At 42.8% G+C, this 18,555-nt stretch carries 16 protein-coding genes; 10 read left to right on the top strand and 6 right to left on the bottom strand.

Going from position 1 to position 18,555, the window contains the following annotated elements; all coding sequences use genetic code 11:
* Positions 1-83: 83 nt before the first annotated feature.
* Positions 84-662: a DUF3109 family protein gene (locus tag ACP14V_RS15950; RefSeq protein WP_272609317.1), complete on the top strand. Its 579-nt coding sequence runs from the start codon at positions 84-86 to the stop codon at positions 660-662.
* Here the strand turns inward: ACP14V_RS15950 and ACP14V_RS15945 are convergent.
* Positions 652-2,619, bottom strand: coding sequence for a tetratricopeptide repeat-containing sensor histidine kinase (locus ACP14V_RS15945; protein WP_272608940.1), 1,968 nt, complete (start codon positions 2,617-2,619; stop codon positions 652-654). The genes ACP14V_RS15950 and ACP14V_RS15945 overlap by 11 nt on opposite strands.
* Before the next feature lie 12 nt (positions 2,620-2,631).
* On the bottom strand, positions 2,632-3,366 hold the full coding sequence (locus ACP14V_RS15940) for a LytR/AlgR family response regulator transcription factor (protein ID WP_424987593.1): 735 nt from the start codon (positions 3,364-3,366) through the stop codon (positions 2,632-2,634).
* Between the two features lie 166 nt (positions 3,367-3,532).
* Here ACP14V_RS15940 and ACP14V_RS15935 point away from each other — a divergent pair, with 166 nt between their 5' ends.
* From ACP14V_RS15935 to ACP14V_RS15925, 3 genes are all read left to right on the top strand, one after another.
* Entirely contained in the window at positions 3,533-3,778 is a 246-nt protein-coding gene (locus ACP14V_RS15935) for a hypothetical protein (RefSeq protein WP_272608938.1), read from the top strand.
* A gap of 486 nt (positions 3,779-4,264) precedes the next feature.
* Positions 4,265-5,251, top strand: coding sequence for a ribonucleotide-diphosphate reductase subunit beta (locus tag ACP14V_RS15930; RefSeq protein WP_272608937.1), 987 nt, complete (start codon positions 4,265-4,267; stop codon positions 5,249-5,251).
* A gap of 131 nt (positions 5,252-5,382) precedes the next feature.
* The gene (locus ACP14V_RS15925) at positions 5,383-7,851 is read left to right on the top strand and encodes a ribonucleoside-diphosphate reductase subunit alpha (protein ID WP_272608936.1); all 2,469 of its coding nucleotides are present in this window, start codon (positions 5,383-5,385) and stop codon (positions 7,849-7,851) included.
* A gap of 171 nt (positions 7,852-8,022) precedes the next feature.
* Here the strand turns inward: ACP14V_RS15925 and ACP14V_RS15920 are convergent, their stop codons facing one another.
* Both ACP14V_RS15920 and ACP14V_RS15915 read right to left on the bottom strand, forming a co-directional pair.
* Positions 8,023-8,676 carry a gluconate 2-dehydrogenase subunit 3 family protein gene (locus tag ACP14V_RS15920; protein ID WP_272608935.1) on the bottom strand — a complete coding sequence of 218 codons (654 nt, stop codon included), beginning with the start codon at positions 8,674-8,676 and terminating at the stop codon, positions 8,023-8,025.
* Entirely contained in the window at positions 8,676-10,394 is a 1,719-nt protein-coding gene (locus tag ACP14V_RS15915) for a GMC oxidoreductase (RefSeq protein ID WP_272608934.1), read from the bottom strand. The genes ACP14V_RS15920 and ACP14V_RS15915 overlap by 1 nt, the downstream gene beginning before the upstream one ends.
* Positions 10,395-10,530: 136 nt before the next feature.
* Between ACP14V_RS15915 and ACP14V_RS15910 the strand changes: the two genes are divergently transcribed.
* The 4 genes from ACP14V_RS15910 to ACP14V_RS15895 are packed head-to-tail and all read left to right on the top strand — an operon-like array spanning position 10,531 to position 14,391.
* A complete protein-coding gene (locus tag ACP14V_RS15910; protein ID WP_272608933.1) occupies positions 10,531-11,529 on the top strand; it encodes a sugar phosphate isomerase/epimerase family protein in 999 nt (332 codons plus the stop codon).
* 24 nt (positions 11,530-11,553) lie between these two features.
* On the top strand, positions 11,554-11,997 hold the full coding sequence (locus tag ACP14V_RS15905) for a DinB family protein (RefSeq protein ID WP_272608932.1): 444 nt from the start codon (positions 11,554-11,556) through the stop codon (positions 11,995-11,997).
* 15 nt (positions 11,998-12,012) lie between these two features.
* Positions 12,013-13,242, top strand: a complete 1,230-nt coding sequence (locus ACP14V_RS15900) for a nucleoside permease (RefSeq protein ID WP_272608931.1) — start codon at positions 12,013-12,015, stop codon at positions 13,240-13,242.
* Between the two features lie 12 nt (positions 13,243-13,254).
* A complete protein-coding gene (locus ACP14V_RS15895; protein ID WP_136564870.1) occupies positions 13,255-14,391 on the top strand; it encodes a Gfo/Idh/MocA family protein in 1,137 nt (378 codons plus the stop codon).
* 48 nt (positions 14,392-14,439) lie between these two features.
* On the opposite strand, the gene ACP14V_RS15890 is transcribed toward ACP14V_RS15895, so the two are convergent.
* Positions 14,440-14,904 carry an ASCH domain-containing protein gene (locus tag ACP14V_RS15890; RefSeq protein WP_272608930.1) on the bottom strand — a complete coding sequence of 155 codons (465 nt, stop codon included), beginning with the start codon at positions 14,902-14,904 and terminating at the stop codon, positions 14,440-14,442.
* Positions 14,905-14,913: 9 nt separating this feature from the next.
* Positions 14,914-16,617, bottom strand: coding sequence for a GMC oxidoreductase (locus ACP14V_RS15885; RefSeq protein ID WP_272608929.1), 1,704 nt, complete (start codon positions 16,615-16,617; stop codon positions 14,914-14,916).
* A gap of 143 nt (positions 16,618-16,760) precedes the next feature.
* Here ACP14V_RS15885 and ACP14V_RS15880 point away from each other — a divergent pair, with 143 nt between their 5' ends.
* On the top strand, positions 16,761-17,813 hold the full coding sequence (locus ACP14V_RS15880) for a sugar phosphate isomerase/epimerase family protein (RefSeq protein ID WP_272608928.1): 1,053 nt from the start codon (positions 16,761-16,763) through the stop codon (positions 17,811-17,813).
* Positions 17,810-18,553 carry a 3-keto-disaccharide hydrolase gene (locus tag ACP14V_RS15875; protein ID WP_272608927.1) on the top strand — a complete coding sequence of 248 codons (744 nt, stop codon included), beginning with the start codon at positions 17,810-17,812 and terminating at the stop codon, positions 18,551-18,553. The genes ACP14V_RS15880 and ACP14V_RS15875 overlap by 4 nt, the downstream gene beginning before the upstream one ends.
* Positions 18,554-18,555 lie beyond the last annotated feature (2 nt).

Raw genomic sequence — 18,555 nt, 5'->3', positions numbered from 1 at the left:
TGACTTTTGGATGATATAAAAATGTTTGGAAAATGTCAAATTTTGGGTTTTGGAGTACCTTTGCCAAAAAAACTGGGGATAAGATGTTCCAAATAGGAAAAACCATAGTGTCCGAAGAGATTCTGGAGAACGATTTTGTCTGCAACCTGAATGCCTGTAAAGGGGCTTGTTGTGTGGGCGGGGAGTATGGCGCTCCAGTAGAGGATTCCGAAACCGATATTTTGGTTAACATTTACGAAGAGGTAAAACCTTATTTAAGACCAGAGGGAATCAAGGCTATTGAGGAACAAGGTGCTTTTGTGAAAGGTGAAGACGGGGAATGGGAGACCCCGTTGGTAAATAACAGTGAATGTGCCTACGTAATCTTTTCGGAGGATGGTATTACCAAATGTGGCATAGAAGCGGCCTATGAAGATGGCGCCACGAAATGGAAAAAACCAGTGTCTTGCCATCTTTATCCCGTGCGGACCCGCGAATATTCAGAGTTTACGGCAGTGAACTATCACAAATGGGAAATCTGTGACCCTGCCTGTAGTCTTGGAAAGGAGTTAAAAGTGCCGGTATATAAATTTGTCAAAGAGGCCCTGATTCGAAAATTTGGAGAGGAGTGGTACAATGAGTTGGAAGAAGTGGCGTCTGGTAACCCGGCTTCTAAATCGTAGGGATGTCCAAAATGACTTTGGTGCCGATTGAATTGCCGCTTTCATCAAAAAGATCTACAATATCCACATCGAACTTGTTCTGGTAATCCTTTGAAAAGTTGGCCAAGCGTTCTTTTGTGATTCGGATTCCCACCGATTTTCTTTTGAGCACCCTATTTTCTTTGTTCACTTCGGCGGCGCCCCTGCCCACACCATTGTCCACTATTTCTATGGAGACGTGACTTTGATTTTTTCGTTTAACGTTCACATGGATTCTCTTTTCACCTTCTTTGGGAGAAAGTCCATGCCATAACGAGTTCTCTAAAAAGGGCTGCAAAGCCAAGGAGGGCATTTTTATACTGGAAGGGCACACATTTTCATCCACACTGATCCTAAAATCGATTTCGTTGGAAAACCGGATGTTCTCAATGTTCATGTATAGTTCAACTGTCTCTAGTTCCTCGGCGAGGGTAATTTCTTTCTGGGACGAGGCTTCCAAAATCTTACGGACCAACTTGGAAAATTTATTCAAATAGTGAACGGCGTTTTTTTGCTCGTTGTTGATGATGTAAAGTTTTATGGAATTCAATGAGTTGAACAGAAAATGGGGATTCATCTGGCTCCGAAGCATGTTCTGTTCCAAAGAAAGGACTCTTTTCTCGTTCTTACTTTGATATTGACGGTACAGGATATATAAAATGGAAGAAATAAGCCCAACGATCAGTGCACTTACCAATAAGGTGGTCTGGTTTTTTCGTAACCTTAGGCGAACAATTTCATTCTCCTTTGCAAGAACAGAAATTTGATTGTTCTTTTTGTCTGCCTCATACCTGACAATGACATCGTTCATATACCTCAGGTTGGTGGCGTTCGAAATCTGGTCGTTGTATTCCTCGGCTTTTTTAAAATATTCATAGGCCTTTCGGTAATCGCCCCGCGCTTCTTCAAGCTCCGCGAACTTCTGATACCCATAGAGTATGTTACTGGGGATGTTTCGACTTTTAGCCATTTCCAATCCTTCTTCGAGGAATGCATTGGCCTTGTCATACTGCCCCAATTTGGTATGGGCCCACCCAGTATTTATAAAAACGTAGGAGGTAATGGAAAAGTCCCCAATTTTTTTGGACTCTTGGTGCAATGGTTCCAAAAGAACAATAGCGGCATAGGGCATGCCTTGTTTTAAATAAATTTGCGCCAGACTGTTTTTGCATATGACGCGACCTATATCAGAATTTATTTCTTCATTGTAGGCCAAAGATTTTCTATAGTTTTCCAGAGCGGCCTCTAAATCGCCCTTTTGCTCCAAACAGTCCCCAATGTTTTGGTGGTTGATGGCAAGCCCCAATTTGTTGCCAAGTTCCTCCTCTAGTTTTAGGGCTCTTTTAAATTGTAGTATGGCCAAGTCATACTGCTCCAAAGTTTGATAGAGGTTTCCAATGCTGTTCAGGGAAACATTAATGCTTCTTTTAATATGGTGCGAAGGGTTTTCTACCTGTTCGGCCATCTCCAAGGCCTCTTGGTTGTAGTCCAAGGCCGTTTTAATGGCGTCGGTGCGTCGGTAGACCACCCCCAACATGTTTAAACTGAATACCCTTAATTCAGTATTATTGGCTTTTTCAGACAGCTCCAATGCTTGCTCGTGGAGGTCTACTGATTTTTTAAATTGGGAGATGTTTCTGTATTTCATGCCAAGTTGATTCAAGGCATAGGCCTCGCCCTCTAAGTAGGCTGCCTTTTTAGACTCTTGGGCGAAATAACGTAGTAAGGTTGTGTCCCTTTTTTCAGATTTAAGCTCTGTATCCAAAGCCAAATAAGTTTTTGGCATTAACTGAACCACCCGTTCCACTTTCTCCTTGAACTCTTCGGGGATTTCCTGTGCATGGGAAACACTAAAAAACAAAATGCCTAAAATTAAGAATAGCGTTGCCCTCTGCAGTCGATCTAGATTTTCGATGTGTTTGGACTCTATTTTAAGCACGGGAAAAAGGGGTTACAGCATATCCAGAAAATCGGATTTCTTTTGCCGGGAGACGGGAATTTTGTGGTTGGATTCCAAGACCACATAACCGTCTGTTTTTAGAAACTCTTTTATCTTGTTCAGGTTGATGATATAGGAATTATGAATCCTAAAAAAGCTGGTGTTTGGTAAAAGTGTATTTACCTCCTTCAGTTTTTTGGTGAGCAGAATTTTTTGGCCATCACTCAAAAATATGGTGCTGTAATTACCATCCGATTCAGCATATAGGATATCATCACTGTTTAGGAACAACAATTTACCATCAGTGTTAATTGTAATTTTCTTACTGTGCGATTCCGAGTTGAAGTTCAACAGGATTTTTTCTAATTTATTGACGGTCAAATTCTTAGCGTTGAATTTTTTGATCTTCGCTATGGTCACTTGCAAATCGTCGGTATCAATGGGCTTAAGCAGATAGTCTATTGCCTCGTTCTTTAGGGCTTGCAGGGCATATTGGTTATACGCTGTGGTAATAACAACCGGAAAATCTTTGTTCTTAAGGCTTTTAATAAACTGAAACCCATCCATGGCAGGCATTTCTATATCCAAAAAAAGACAGTCGGGGGTATTGCGCTCCAAATAGGCCAGTGCCTCATGGGCATCGGTAAAGGAAGCAACAATATCCACTTCATCGCTCAGGTTGGTTAATTCCCAACTTAAGCTTTGTAGTGCTTTTATTTCGTCGTCAACAATTACAGCTTCTAACATCCAATGGGGATTAGGTAAATCAAATTTAGGATTATTCTTCCAACACCTCCTTAATTTATGTGCTAATGGATGTATTACACGTATAATCGGTAAAAAATGCAAGATCAAGCGAAAAAGCTGCGCTTTTGGGCCTGTATGTCGTTGATTTCATGAAACCATCAACAACATGAAAACCGATTATACACAAAAGATGACCGTTTATACATCCCATCGACAGGGAGGTTTTTTGTTCGTTATCTTGGCTCTGTCAAAAATTGGAGGAATTAGTTTTACTGCTATGAGAAAATGTGTTGTGTTGTTTGTGATTTTGGTGGCAGCCTTGATTTTTGCTGCTGTTTCCGAAAAGAAAGCACTAAAGATACAGTCCAATTGGGACCAGATGGCGGTGAAGAACAGTCACCTGCCCAAATAAGGAGTTCATACACATATTGCCAATAATTGTACGGCCGAAGCAACCATTCTCTTGATTATAGAAACCGCTTGCAAAATTAAATCTTCGGTCTGCCACGGTGTCATATTGGTTTTAGGTTTCGGGGGAACTACCTAAAATTTCAAGGATTCCATTGGCAAGGCTTGAAGAGGCCGTACTGTTTGGTAATATTCGGTTAAGCCTCTGAGTTTAATCTTCATAAATAGGAAAGACCAAAAAGTATGGTAAAATATACTTTTTGGTCTTTTTGTATTCAGAATGTCCTGCTCCAAAAACTTATCATTTTTTGGCTTTTGGCCCAAACCCAAGGAACATCGCTGGCGACCCTAGATTTCAACAGGTTGTGTTAAAAACTTTGCCCTTGTTTTGACAAATCCAACTTTACAATCTAATAACATTTTTGAATCTTTGTTAGCCCTATTCACATGGAAATTTCCTTCCAGATTATAAACTTTTTAACGAGATACTATGTCGACAGCCATTGAACCCATATTGCAAGAAAACAAGGATAGATTTGTGATTTTTCCCATAAAGCACCATGATCTTTGGGATTGGTACAAGAAATGTGAAGCATGTTTCTGGACGGCGGAGGAAATTGATTTGCACCAAGATTTGACAGATTGGAATTCTAAGCTCAATGATGATGAGAGGTATTTCATCAAACATATTTTGGCCTTTTTTGCGGCTTCGGATGGTATTGTAAATGAAAACTTGGCGGAAAACTTTGTAAATGAAGTGCAATATTCCGAGGCCAAGTTCTTTTATGGTTTCCAAATTATGATGGAGAACATACACTCTGAAACCTATTCCCTTCTTATTGACACTTATGTGAAGGATGAAAAGGAGAAGAACATACTCTTCCAGGCCATAGAAAATTTCCCGGCAATCAAGAAGAAAGCAGATTGGGCCCTAAAGTGGATAGAGTCCCCAAGCTTTGCTGAGCGCTTGATCGCTTTTGCCGCTGTAGAAGGTATTTTCTTTTCCGGTGCGTTCTGTTCTATTTTTTGGTTGAAGAAAAGAGGGTTGATGCCAGGACTCACCTTTTCCAATGAATTGATATCCAGGGATGAAGGAATGCATTGTGATTATGCGGTGCACCTGCACAATAATCATTTGGTGAACAAAGTGCCCAAAGAACGCATTAAGGACATAATTGTGGATGCCCTAAACATAGAAAGAGAGTTCATTACCGAGTCACTTCCAGTGAGCCTTATAGGAATGAACGCAAAACTAATGACCCAATACTTGGAGTTTGTTACAGATAGATTGTTGGTGGAACTGCAATGTGAAAAAGTCTACAATGCCACCAATCCTTTTGATTTCATGGACATGATATCGCTCCAAGGAAAGACCAATTTCTTTGAAAAACGAGTTTCCGAATACCAGAAAGCTGGCGTTTTAAACAAGGAAAAGGACTCAGATTCGCAAAAAATCAGTTTCGACGCGGACTTTTAATTAGCCTATTTTTTGTTGACTTCCAATGCCCCCGGAAGTCTTCAAGACCTTAACCTAAAAATGTTAAAATTTTAACATTGTCAAGTGCAATTGGGCAAAACACACAGATCAATTAAAACACTAGTAGCACCATGTATGTAGTAAAAAGAGACGGAAGAAAAGAGCCGATCATGTTCGACAAGATTACGGCTAGAGTTAGAAAGCTTTGTTATGGACTGAACATCCTTGTAGACCCGGTAAAAGTAGCCATGAGAGTTATAGAGGGCTTGTATGATGGTGTTACTACTTCGGAGCTGGACAATTTGGCGGCAGAGATAGCGGCGACCATGACAACCACGCATCCGGATTATGCCAAACTTGCGGCAAGGATTTCCGTTTCCAACCTGCACAAGAACACCAAAAAGTCCTTCTCGGAAACCATGAAGGACCTTTACGAATATGTGAATCCAAGAACAGGAAAAAAGGCCCCGTTGCTATCGGATGAAGTGTACAAGGTAATCTCTGAAAATGCTGATACTTTGGATTCAACCATAATCTATAACCGTGATTTTGGCTACGATTATTTCGGTTTTAAAACCTTGGAGCGCTCTTACTTACTGAAAATCAACGGTAAAATTGCGGAACGGCCACAGCACATGCTTATGAGGGTAGCCGTGGGAATCCATTTAAATGACATGGAAGCTGCAGTGGAAACCTATGAGTTGATGTCCAAAAAATACTTTACACATGCTACGCCAACCCTATTCAACTCAGGGACACCAAAACCGCAGATGTCATCCTGCTTCCTGTTGGCCATGAAAGATGATAGTATCGATGGGATTTACGACACCCTAAAACAAACCGCAAAGATTTCACAATCAGCGGGGGGTATTGGACTATCCATTCATAACATAAGGGCTACGGGATCCTACATAGCGGGAACCAATGGAACATCCAACGGAATTGTCCCCATGTTACGTGTGTTTAATGATACTGCACGCTACGTGGATCAAGGTGGAGGAAAAAGAAAGGGCAGCTTTGCCGTTTATGTGGAACCATGGCACGCAGATATCTATGATTTCCTGGATCTTAAAAAGAACCACGGTAAAGAAGAAATGAGGGCGCGGGATTTGTTCTATGCCATGTGGATACCAGACTTGTTCATGAAACGGGTGGAAGCCGACGGCGAATGGACCTTGATGTGCCCTAATGAATGCCCAGGTCTATTTAACAGCCACAGCGAAGAGTTTGAAGCACTTTACACCAAATACGAGGCAGAAGGAAAAGGAAGGAAGACCATTAAGGCTAGAGATCTTTGGGAAAAGATATTGGAATCCCAAATAGAAACTGGTACGCCCTACATGTTATATAAGGATGCTGCCAACCGAAAGAGCAACCAAAAAAACTTGGGTACTATCCGTTCTTCCAATCTCTGTACCGAGATCTTGGAGTACACCTCCCCAGATGAGGTAGCGGTATGTAACTTGGCCTCCATTGCGTTGCCCATGTTCATAAAGAACGGTGAATTTGATCATAAGGAACTGTTCAGGGTCACCAAAAGGGTCACCAAAAACCTAAACAGGGTCATAGACCGTAATTTCTACCCCGTTAAAGAGGCAGAAAACTCCAATATGAGGCATAGGCCCATTGGCTTGGGTGTGCAAGGTCTGGCGGACACTTTTATCATGCTAAGATTGCCATTTACCAGTGATGAAGCCAAAAAACTGAACCAAGAGATTTTCGAGACCCTATACTTTGCTGCCGTTACCGCATCCATGGAACAGGCCAAAGAAGAAGGCACCTATTCAACCTACGAAGGTTCGCCCATATCTAAAGGTGAGTTTCAACACAACCTATGGGGTATTAAAGATGAAGAGCTTTCAGGAAGATGGGATTGGGGTAAACTCAGAAAAGATGTCAAAAAGCATGGAGTACGTAACTCCTTGTTGGTGGCGCCAATGCCAACGGCATCCACCTCGCAGATTTTGGGCAACAACGAATGTTTTGAGCCCTATACCTCAAACATCTATACCCGAAGGGTGCTTTCAGGAGAATTTATTGTAGTGAACAAACACCTATTGGAAGATTTGGTGAAGCTGGGCCTATGGAATGAAAACCTTAAACAGGAGCTGATGCGTGCCAACGGTTCTGTTCAGAATATTGATGTTATCCCAGAAGATATCAAAGAGCTATACAAGACCGTTTGGGAGCTTAGCATGAAGGATATCATCGATATGAGTAGACAACGTGGCTATTTTATTGATCAAAGTCAATCTTTGAACCTATTCATGGAAAATGCCAATTATTCCAAGTTGACCTCGATGCATTTTTATGCCTGGAAAAGTGGCTTGAAAACAGGAATGTACTACCTACGAACCAAGGCTGCAGTGGACGCCATTAAGTTTACATTGGATAACACCAAGAAAAAAGAAGCTCCTGTCAGTGTTGTGGCCGAAGTGGAAGCCAAATCGGTATCTGCGGAAACTATCAAGGTAGAGGCCACATCTGTGGATCAGCAGGAAGTAGATATACAGCCCCTTACACCGGAAGAAATGAAAGAAATGATTGCACGCGCCAAAGCAGGTCAGGCAGATGATGACTGTTTAATGTGTGGATCATAGTCTGTACTGTACTCAAACAGTACATGTGATAGTGTTTATTGATTAGATGCCTCGGAAAAGTTCACCCCACCATGAACAACTTCCGAGGTATTTTTTTACTTGAAATAGGTACAGGGATAAAAACAAAAAACCTCCTAAGTAGGAGGTTTTTATCGGTATAAAGAACAAAACTTACAATGACCAGGCCTTGCCTCCCGTCAGTGTATTCAAATCTCCACAGGCAATATATTCACCAGGTATGGGTAAATAAGCCAAAACTTCTTCACCAACAAATTCAGAAGATTTATAGGCCCAAGTAGCCAAGTTTCTTAAATCGTTGGCAAAGGAAAAGCTAGCGATGTCTTCATCCAAGGAGGCTTCTCCACCCTGTTTAATCGCATCCATATAGCTGTTTATGGCTTCAAAGTGGGCTTCCTCTTCCTCATCGGTGCGTTTTTTGAGATAGGTCTGCAAAGCAGGTTCTATATCAGCGGACTCAATATCCAATAGGGATTCTTTTCCTGAATCGGCCAAGACCTTGTCAAAGAAATTGCCCATTTTCAGTTTTACAAAATCCTGCTGCTCCTCAGGTAAAACCTCGTTCAAGTATGCATCAATAAAGACATGTACGTTCATCTCCGTGGCGGAGGGAGTGTCTGTCTTAGGAAGGATGACATCCAAGGTTTGAGCCAAGGCATAACCCTGTTCCTTGCCCAAAAAGGAAGGAACCCATTCTGCATAGGCCGGTTTGTCCTTACAGCTTTGAAGCAGCCCCAAAAGGGTGGGAGTAGCCACGGCATAGCCAAAAGCCATACCCATATTCTTAAGTGCGGATCTTCTTTCCATTATATATTTCCTTTTTTAAGTTCTTGAACAGCATGGTTTGCCGCTCTTGCAGTAAATGCCATATAAGTCAATGATGGGTTTACACAACTAGCTGAGGTCATAAACGCTCCATCAGTAACATAAACATTCTTACAGGCGTGTACTTGGTTGTTTCCATTGACCACGGAAGTTTTTGGATCACGACCCATACGTGCGGTACCCATTTCATGGATGCCCAACCCTATGGCATAAGGATTGTCATAAGGTGTAATGTCCCTTGCCCCTGCTTTTTCAAGCATTTGTACCGCTTGATCCTGCATATCTTTACGCATGTTCAGCTCGTTCTGCTGAATTTCAGCATCAAAAGTAACGGTTGGAAGCCCCCATTGATCTTTCTTGTCATAGTCCAAGGTCATTTTGTTGTCATGATAGGGAAGAATCTCACCAAAGGCCAACATGTTCATCGTCCAACCACCGGGGGTAAGAACAGCATCTTTATAGTCTTTTCCAAATGTAGCTTCGGCTACCAACTCTTCGTAATTTCCCCTTCCAGCTCCACCTTGATAGCCATACCCACGTGTGAAATCTTTCATGTCGGAATCACCTCCAAGATTTCTGAATCGGGGGACATAAATGCCGTTGGGTTTTCTGCCTTTATAATATTTGTCTTCGAACCCATCAAATTTGCCACTGGCCCCTACCAAAAAGTGGTGGTCCATGATGTTGTGTCCCAGTTCACCGGAGTCGTTGCCCAATCCATTTTCGAATCTGTCCGATTTGGATTGCATCAAAATAGATGTAGAAGCAATGGCAGAGGCGCAAAGGAAAATAACTTTGGCCTTGAACTCGAACTCTTCCTTGGTCTCCCTGTCTATGACTTTGACCCCTGTTGCTTTTTTGGTATTGGGGTCATAGATGATTTCATGCACAATGGAATCAGGCCTAAGGGTCATGTTCCCTGTTCTTTCTGCAGCAGGTAACGTAGATGAAACGCTGCTGAAATAAGCGCCAAACGGACACCCGCGAACACAACGGTTTCTAAACTGGCAGCGTACACGGCCATCACCTTCAAATTTTTTGTCACTGTTAATGTGGGCCACCCTACCGGCGGTGATCACACGACCTCCAAAATGTTCTGCCACTTTGCCTCTTACGTGGTCTTCAACACAGTTGAGTTCCATCATGGGCTCAAATTGCCCATCGGGCAATTGTGGCAGCCCTAGGTTTTCACCAGAAACCCCGATATAACTTTCAACTTTATCATACCAAGGGGCAATATCTTTGTAGCGTACGGGCCAATCCACGGCAATGCCTTCATTCTTGTTTGCGGCAAAATCAATGTCACTCCAACGGTAACTATGGCGTCCCCACATAATGGAACGACCTCCTACGTGATACCCCCGCATCCAATCAAAACGCTTGACCTCATTGTATGGGTGTATCAAATCATTGACAAACCAGTGCCTGGATTCTGCTCTAACTGTATAACCGGTTCTGGCCTGTTTCTCTTGTTGTTTTAGCTCTTCTCTTGTGGGTTGCCCAGCGTGGGGAAAATCCCAGGGGTCTTTGTTGGCTGTGGGATAGTCCTCACGGTGTTTTACCATGGGACCACGCTCCAAGACCAAAGTCTTGAGTCCATTTTCACAAAGCTCCTTGGCAGCCCAACCACCACTGATGCCTGTGCCTACAACAATGGCATCATAGGAGTCCTGCTCCTGGTTGTAATAAAATTTACTCATTTATTCGGATTGTTTATTTCCTAAATGTATTAATTATTAAATTAATTTTCTACATTTAAACCCTATGTTTATTGAGAATTCGCTACTATAACGTTGTAGTTTTTGTATTCCATGTGAAATTTTATTAAAGAATCTTATGAAGAGACATTTTTTTGCCAAGAATGGCACTTTGGCCGTAGTAATGCTTGTGATGTTGGGAATGTTTTCCTGCAAACAAAACCAAAAAAAGGAAGAAGCGGATAGCCAGGATGTGGCCGAAGAGGTAACGGCAACAACTGATGAAAGCGTGTTGAAGATTTCCTTGGCCCAATGGTCCATGCACAAAATGATACGTGAAGAAGGAATGGACCCCTATCGCTTTGCTGAAAAGGCCAAAGAATGGGGCTTTGAAGGATTGGAGTATGTGAGTGGGTTATATTATCCAGAACTGGAGAAAGACAACTTCTCTGAAGAAGCCATGAAAAACTTTGTGGAGAAAAGTAAGGCCGAAAGTGAAAAATACGGATTGGAGAACCTGATCATCATGATTGACGGTCAAGGGGATTTGGCCGCTGCCGATGAGAAAGAGCGCAAAGAGGCCGTTGAAAACCACTATAAATGGGTAGATGCCGCCGCCGCTTTGGGCTGTCATTCCATTAGGGTTAACCTTAATGGTCTTATGGAGCCAGATGCATGGACCAAAGCTTCAGTGGATGGGCTTACCCAATTATCTACCTATGCCAAGGACAAGCACATTAACATTATTGTGGAGAACCATGGAGGGCCCTCATCTAACGCAGCCATGCTTGCGGAGGTAATGAAACAGGTGAATATGGACAATTGTGGTACTTTGCCTGACTTTGGCAATTTTTGCATCAAAAGGGAAGCAGGGGATTATTACGAATCCAAATGCCTGGAGGAGTATGACAAATATCAAGGAGTGCGTGAACTTATGCCTTATGCCAAGGCCGTGAGTGCCAAATCCTATAATTTTGATGAAGAGGGGAATGAGACTGCCATAGACTATGCCGAGATGATCAAAATAGTTAAGGAAGCTGGTTACTCAGGCTATGTGGGTGTAGAATATGAAGGCAATGAACTAAGTGAGGAAGCAGGTATTTTGGCAACAAAAGAATTGTTGGACAAACTGCGTTAGACGTTCACTATAAGGTAAAGAGGTATGAAGGGATTCTTGCAACAGCTCTTCGATTACAATTTCTACTGCAATAAAAAGCTGATAGGGCAGCTCCATTCCATGGAACAAGTCCCTGAAAATTGTATTCGCCTTTTTAGCCATATCCTGAATGCGCATCACATCTGGAACCAAAGGATATTGGAAAAGCAACCGGACTTTACGGTTTGGCAGGAACAACCTGTGCAAAACTGGGAAGACATCCATTACGATAATCAAAGGACATCCTTTGAAATCATTACCAATACCGATGATCTTAACAAGAGGGTAGAATATGAAAACAGTGAGGGAAGGACTTTTGCCAATGACGTTAAAGACATCCTTTTCCACGTGGTGAACCATTCTACCCACCATCGAGGCCAGATTATGATGGATTTGCGTGCATCCGGGACAACACCCGAACCTCTGGACTATATTTTTTACAAACGATAAACTAAACTGACTAATATGAGTTTTAAAACCAAATTCCAACTGTCCTTTATGATGTTCCTCGAATTTTTTATTTGGGGCGGATGGTTTGTGACCCTCGGGACCTTTCTGGGGAACAATTTAAATGCAACGGGAGGAGAGATTGCCCAAGCATTTTCAACACAATCGTGGGGAGCCATTATAGCTCCATTCATAATCGGGTTGATTGCGGATAGATATTTCAATGCTGAGCGCATATTGGGAGTGCTGCATTTGGTTGGGGCCTTCCTGATGTACCAAATGTATCAAGCCGATGAGTTTGCGTTATTTTACCCGTACATTCTGGGGTATATGATTTTGTACATGCCCACATTGGCCTTGGTGAATTCCATTTCCTTCAGCCAAATGAAGGATCCAGCCAAGGAATTTTCGCCTATCCGTGTTTTTGGGACTATTGGGTGGATCGTTGCCGGATTGGTCATTAGCTATATTTTCTTTTGGGATTCCCCAGAAAGTATTCAAGCAGGAATGTTGAAGAACACCTTTTTGATGGTGGGAATTGCTTCCGCCGTTTTGGGGCTTTTTAGTTTCACTTTGCCCAAGACCCCTCCAAGCGTTAACAAGGGAGAAAAAGTAACTGTTGCCGATATGTTGGGGTTGGATGCCTTAAAGCTTTTGAAGGATAGAAACTTTTTGGTTTTCTTTATTTCATCCGTTCTAATTTGTATTCCATTGGCATTCTACTATCAAAATGCCAATCCATTTCTGTCCGAAATTGGCGTGGGCAATCCAACAGGGAAAATGACCATTGGGCAAGCCTCTGAAGTTTTGTTTATGTTGCTATTGCCCTATTTCTTCACCAAATTTGGATTCAAGAAAACCATAATCGCAGGGATGCTGGCATGGACCGCTAGGTATTTCCTATTTGCGTATGGAGATTCGGGTAGCTTGGCCTTTATGCTCATCTTGGGGATTGCACTGCACGGCATTTGTTACGATTTCTTCTTTGTTTCGGGACAAATCTATACCGACAGCAAAGCTGGTGAAAAATACAAGAGTGCTGCCCAAGGGTTGATTACCTTGGCCACCTATGGGGTGGGGATGCTCATCGGGTTCTGGATAGCTGGACAGATAACGGACAACTATCTTATTTCAGAAAACAGCCATGATTGGGCAAGTATCTGGCGCTTTCCTGCTATTTTTGCCTTTGCGGTGGCAATTATCTTTGCCTTGTTGTTCAAAAATGAAAAAATAGAATACAAAGAGTAAATTAATCAAAACATGCCAAAAAAAATTAGATTAGGAATACTTGGAGGAGGCGGTGATTCCCTTATTGGGGTATTGCACAGAGTAGCTTCTTTCATCAATGATAACTATGAAATTGTGGGGGCGGTCTTCAACCCCAATTTTGAGGACAGTGTGGATTTTGCCAAGGAAATAGACATTCCTACCAACCGCATCTATAAAGATTTTGATACGTTGGTGGAGGAGGAGTTGAAGCTTCCAGAGGATGAACGTATTCAAGTATGCTCCATCCTTACGCCCAACTTCTTGCATTTTCCCATGGCCAAAAAGTTGTTGGAAAACGGTTTTCACGTCATCTGTGAAAAGCCCATGACCACCACCTATGATGAAGCCATAATCCTTCAGGAAACCTTGGCCAAGGCCGGGACTGTTTTTGCGGTTACGCATACCTATACAGGCTACCCCATGGTACGCCAAATGCGGGAGATGATCAAAGAGGGTGCCTTGGGAAAAATCCACAAAGTGGATGCGCAGTATTACCAAGGCTGGATCAACCCCATCATACACGATAAGGAAAAACGATCTACCGTTTGGCGTTTAGACCCCAAAAAAGCGGGAATCAGTTCTTGTATGGGAGATATTGGGGTCCATGCCTTTAATATGATTGAGTATACCACCGGACTTCAGGTAAAATCCCTGTTGTGTGATTTCAACTATTTGTATGCAGATAATCAAATGGATGTGGACGGAACCGTGTTGGTCCGTATGGGAGAACATGTAAAAGGCCTTGTTCGGGCAAGTCAGGTGGCCACAGGGGAAGAGAACAACCTTACCATTGCCATTTATGGGGAAAAAGGAGGTTTGCGATGGGAGCAGGAAAATCCCAACTATCTCTATAAACTAAACGATCCAGAACCATTACAGGTATTAAAACCTGGGCATGCCTATAATTCAAAACTTTCATTGGATGGCACCAAGTTGCCTCCTGGTCACCCTGAGGGAATTTTTGATGCCATGGCCAATATCTATTTGGGAGTGGCAAGGGCCATACGTGGTGAGGAATACAATAGCGGAGAATTCCCAACCATGACCGATGGTGTTCGTGGACTAAATTTTATAGAAAATACCGTAGCTTCACACAAACAAGGTAACATTTGGGTGGACATGGATTAATATTTCGGCCTAGTAAAATAAGATATAATGGCTGCCTTTTGGTGGCCATTATCTTTTATAGAGCATTTCAAATTGCTCGAATACCACGATCATACTTTCTTTGGGGACTGCACCAAATGCTGCAAGTTCCCGTGAATAATAATCCCAATGCGTCTTTTTCCAATAGTCAAGACTTTTGTCGCCTTCGCCTTCCAGTCTGGCATGCTCTTCACGAATACTGAAATAGGGCAACAACTTCACGGAAGTAGTGCGAATCACACATTTTGCATTGCCTTTCCAATCGGTCACCACATAAAAATCACCGATTTTAGGCAGTTTTTCATTCCGAAGCTGTAGACCTTTTAAAGAATGGGATGTAGCTCTTTTAGTTTCTTTGCATGCCAATTCAGCACAGGTATCGGCATCCTTTTCATTGTCACAAAAGTGGATAACTTTAGGTGCATCCTCAGAAGCAAATTCCAAATGGGCGTCCAAAAAATCGCCCCATAGATTTCGGGCTGAAGCATTTTCCATAAGCAGGTTTTAAGAGAATTTATGTTGTTTAAATTGATTTGCAGCATGATTGGCGGCCCTGGCCGTAAACGCCATGTATGTTAAAGAGGGGTTTACGCAACTCGCTGAGGTCATAAAAGCACCATCGGTAACATAAACATTGGGCACATCGTGTAATTGATTGTTCTTGTTCAATACTGAGGTTTTGGGGTCATGACCCATTCGTGCACCCCCCATTTCATGGATGCCCAGACCGGGACCTGTTTCGTTATCATAGGTAGAGATATCCCTAAAACCTGCCGCTTTCAACATGGCACCGGCCTCTTCAAGTATGGCTTCGCGCATTTTGTATTCGTTGTCCTTGAATTCCACATCAAAATCCAATTGGGGCAATCCCCATTGGTCCTTTTTATCCTTGCTCAAGGTAACCCGATTGTCATGATGGGGCAACATTTCCCCAAAGCCGGTCATCCCAATTTCCCAACCGCCAGGTTTTAGAATGGCTTCCTTAAGTGCCTTGCCATAACCCATTTCCGCGACCATTTCAGACCAGTTGGTCCTATTGGCACCACCTTGGTATCCAAATCCGCGCAAAAAGTCCTTCCGTTGCGTTTTTTCATCCAGATTGACAAACCTTGGGATATAAAAACCATTGGGACGTCTTCCTTTATAATACTTGTCCAAATGGCCATCGACCTTTGCCGACGCACCCAATTGGTAATGATGGTCCATAATGTTGCGTCCCAATTGGTCGTGGTTGTTGCCCATTCCATTGGGGAATGCCTTTGATTTGGATTGCAACAAGATGCCCACGGATGCCATGGAGGATGCACATAGAAACACAATATTTGCTTTGAACTCTATTTTCTCATGGGTTACAGTATCGATGACCCTGACCCCAGTGGCCTTTTTTTGTTGCTCATCATAAATGACTTCATAGACGATGGAGTTGGGTCTTAAAGTCATGTTTCCGGTCCGTTCCGCAGCGGGAAGTGTAGAGGAGTTGCTGCTAAAATAGCCTCCAAAGGGACATCCCCTCCAGCATCGGTTTCTATATTGACAAGGTCCGCGACCTTCAAATTCTGCTGTTTTTTCCGTAATATGGGCCACTCGGCCAGTGGTCAATAATCTGCCATCTTCAAAATTGGTAGCCAAAGCCTGTTGCAGTTCTTTTTCCGCGCAATTCAATTCCATGGGAGGTTGAAATTTCCCATCGGGCAATTGCTTAAGCCCTAATGCTTGGCCACTTACGCCAATATAGGACTCTACCTTATCATACCAAGGTGTTATGTCTTTGTAACGAACAGGCCAATCCACCGCGATACCTTCCTTTTTATTGGCCTCAAAATCAATGTCGCTCCACCGATAACTTTGTCGCCCCCAAATCAGGGAACGGCCACCTACCTGATAGCCCCGTATCCAATCAAAACGTTTGGTTTCTTGGTAGGGATGTTCCAAATCGTTCACAAAGAAATGTTTTACATCATCTCTGGGAGCCCACCCTACCCGTAGCTGTTTGTGGTACTTTTCTTTGTCAGCACGGCTTAGTTCACCCTTAAATGGATAATCCCATGGGTCGTCGTTCATGGTTTTGTAGTCCTCCACGTGTTTTACCATGGGGCCGCGTTCCAACACCAAAGTGTTTAAACCATTTTCGCATAGTTCTTTGGCAGCCCAGCCACCGCTTACCCCTGTTCCTACAACAATGGCATCATAAACTTTGGGATCATTCACTTTTCTTCTGTTTTAATTGTTGGCTAATCCCTATATTTAGGTCTTTGTTCATGGGAAATAAGAATAGCATGATTTTTTTCTTAAATATAGAGGATAAATCCTAAAAATAGAGTGGATTTATTAATTCCAAAAATTCAACCTAAATGAAAACAATTAAAGGACCGGCTGTTTTTTTAGCACAATTTGTGGACAGTCAGCCACCATTCAATTCTTTGGATGGTCTTTGCGAATGGGCTTCCGGACTGGGATACAAGGGAATTCAAATACCTACTTGGGAATCCTTTTTGATTGATTTGGACAAGGCGGCCGAAAGTCAGGACTATTGCGATGAACTTAAAGGAAAGATAAATTCATACGGATTGGAAATTACCGAATTGTCCACCCATTTACAAGGACAATTGGTGGCGGTACATCCTGCATATGACATCATGTTCGACAATTTTGCGCCCGATGCCCTTAAGGGCAAGCCAAAGGAGCGTACCCAGTGGGCCATAGACACCGTTAAAAAGGCGGCAACCGCTAGTCGAAGGTTGGGATTGAAAGCCCATGCCACGTTTTCCGGGGCTTTGCTTTGGCATACAGCCCACCCATGGCCGCAAAGACCAGCAGGGTTGGTGGAAATGGGATTTGAGGAACTTGCCAAACGGTGGATGCCCATATTGAACCATTTCGATGAGGAAGGTGTGGATGTGTGCTATGAGATTCACCCTGGGGAGGATTTGCATGACGGAGATACCTTTGAACGCTTTTTGGAGGCTACGGGCAATCATAAAAGAGTCAATATTCTCTATGATCCAAGTCATTTTGTTTTGCAACAACTGGATTATATCGCCTACATAGACCATTACCATGAATTTATTAAATCATTCCATGTAAAGGATTCCGAGTTTAACCCAACAGGAAAAAAAGGAGCTTTTGGTGGTTACAACGATTGGGGAGATAGAGCAGGGAGATACCGTTCTTTGGGCGATGGACAAATTGATTTTAAGACCATATTTTCCAAACTGACCCAATACGGATGTGATGTTTGGGCCGTCATGGAGTGGGAATGTTGCATAAAAAGCCCTGAGCAAGGGGCTCGTGAAGGGGCCAAGTTCATTCAAGATCATATTATTGAGGCCACGACCAAGACTTTTGATGATTTTGCTGGTTCGGAAATAGATTCAAACAAACTTAAAAAGATACTAGGATTATGAAACGATTAGCTTTATTGGTAGCACTTATAGTGGCATTCTCTTGCAAGGAAAAAACCAAAGAAACTGCAACTGAAGAAGTTGCAGAAGAGAATACAGAGGCAGTGGAAGAACCCACATGGACGGTTTTGTTTGATGGTTCCTCTTTTGACGGTTGGCATGTATACAACGGAGGTGAGGTAGGAGAACCCTGGAAACTGGAAGATGGGGCCATGGTTTATTATCCACCAAAGGAAAGAAAGAAAGGGGAGGTGTACGACATTGTTACGGACAAGGATTACACCAACTTTGTATTATCCTTGGAATGGAAAATCTCTGAAGGAGGAAACAGTGGAATTTTCTATGGAGTATTTGAAGATGGGAAATTTGGAGCGCCCTACGCAACAGGTCCGGAAATTCAAGTGTTGGATGATGAAAGGCATCCCGATGCCAAAAATGGAACCACGCATCAAGCTGGTGCGCTCTACGACATGATCGCCCCATCTGAAAAAGCTGTTAAGCCTGCGGGAGAGTGGAATCAAGTGGAATTGACCATCAATCATGAAACCAATCAAGGACAGGTAGTCTTAAATGGTAAAAAGGTTGTGGAGTTCCCGGTACATGGTCCGGAATGGGATGAAATGGTCTCCAACTCCAAGTTTAATGGATGGGAAGGTTTCGGGGCCTATCAAACAGGAAAGATTGGTTTACAGGATCACGGAAATATAGTGTCGTTTAGAAATATCAAAATAAAGGAACTTTAATG

Source organism: Flagellimonas alvinocaridis (assembly GCF_965248585.1).
Taxonomy (GTDB): domain Bacteria; phylum Bacteroidota; class Bacteroidia; order Flavobacteriales; family Flavobacteriaceae; genus Flagellimonas; species Flagellimonas alvinocaridis.
Note: the sequence above shows the minus strand (reverse complement) of the source record. Positions and strands in the feature narration are given on the sequence as shown.

Bases quoted from the DNA above. Each gene is read 5' to 3' on its own strand.
- ACP14V_RS15930 (WP_272608937.1), top strand. From the start codon at position 4,265: ATGTCGACAGCCATTGAACCCATATTGCAAGAAAACAAGGATAGATTT.
- ACP14V_RS15940 (WP_424987593.1), bottom strand. From the start codon at position 3,366: ATGTTAGAAGCTGTAATTGTTGACGACGAAATAAAAGCACTACAAAGC.
- ACP14V_RS15950 (WP_272609317.1), top strand. From the start codon at position 84: ATGTTCCAAATAGGAAAAACCATAGTGTCCGAAGAGATTCTGGAGAAC.
- ACP14V_RS15890 (WP_272608930.1), bottom strand. From the start codon at position 14,904: ATGGAAAATGCTTCAGCCCGAAATCTATGGGGCGATTTTTTGGACGCC.
- ACP14V_RS15875 (WP_272608927.1), top strand. From the start codon at position 17,810: ATGAAACGATTAGCTTTATTGGTAGCACTTATAGTGGCATTCTCTTGC.
- ACP14V_RS15925 (WP_272608936.1), top strand. From the start codon at position 5,383: ATGTATGTAGTAAAAAGAGACGGAAGAAAAGAGCCGATCATGTTCGAC.
- ACP14V_RS15895 (WP_136564870.1), top strand. From the start codon at position 13,255: ATGCCAAAAAAAATTAGATTAGGAATACTTGGAGGAGGCGGTGATTCC.
- ACP14V_RS15900 (WP_272608931.1), top strand. From the start codon at position 12,013: ATGAGTTTTAAAACCAAATTCCAACTGTCCTTTATGATGTTCCTCGAA.
- ACP14V_RS15910 (WP_272608933.1), top strand. From the start codon at position 10,531: ATGAAGAGACATTTTTTTGCCAAGAATGGCACTTTGGCCGTAGTAATG.
- ACP14V_RS15920 (WP_272608935.1), bottom strand. From the start codon at position 8,676: ATGGAAAGAAGATCCGCACTTAAGAATATGGGTATGGCTTTTGGCTAT.
- ACP14V_RS15915 (WP_272608934.1), bottom strand. From the start codon at position 10,394: ATGAGTAAATTTTATTACAACCAGGAGCAGGACTCCTATGATGCCATT.
- ACP14V_RS15935 (WP_272608938.1), top strand. From the start codon at position 3,533: ATGAAAACCGATTATACACAAAAGATGACCGTTTATACATCCCATCGA.
- ACP14V_RS15880 (WP_272608928.1), top strand. From the start codon at position 16,761: ATGAAAACAATTAAAGGACCGGCTGTTTTTTTAGCACAATTTGTGGAC.
- ACP14V_RS15905 (WP_272608932.1), top strand. From the start codon at position 11,554: ATGAAGGGATTCTTGCAACAGCTCTTCGATTACAATTTCTACTGCAAT.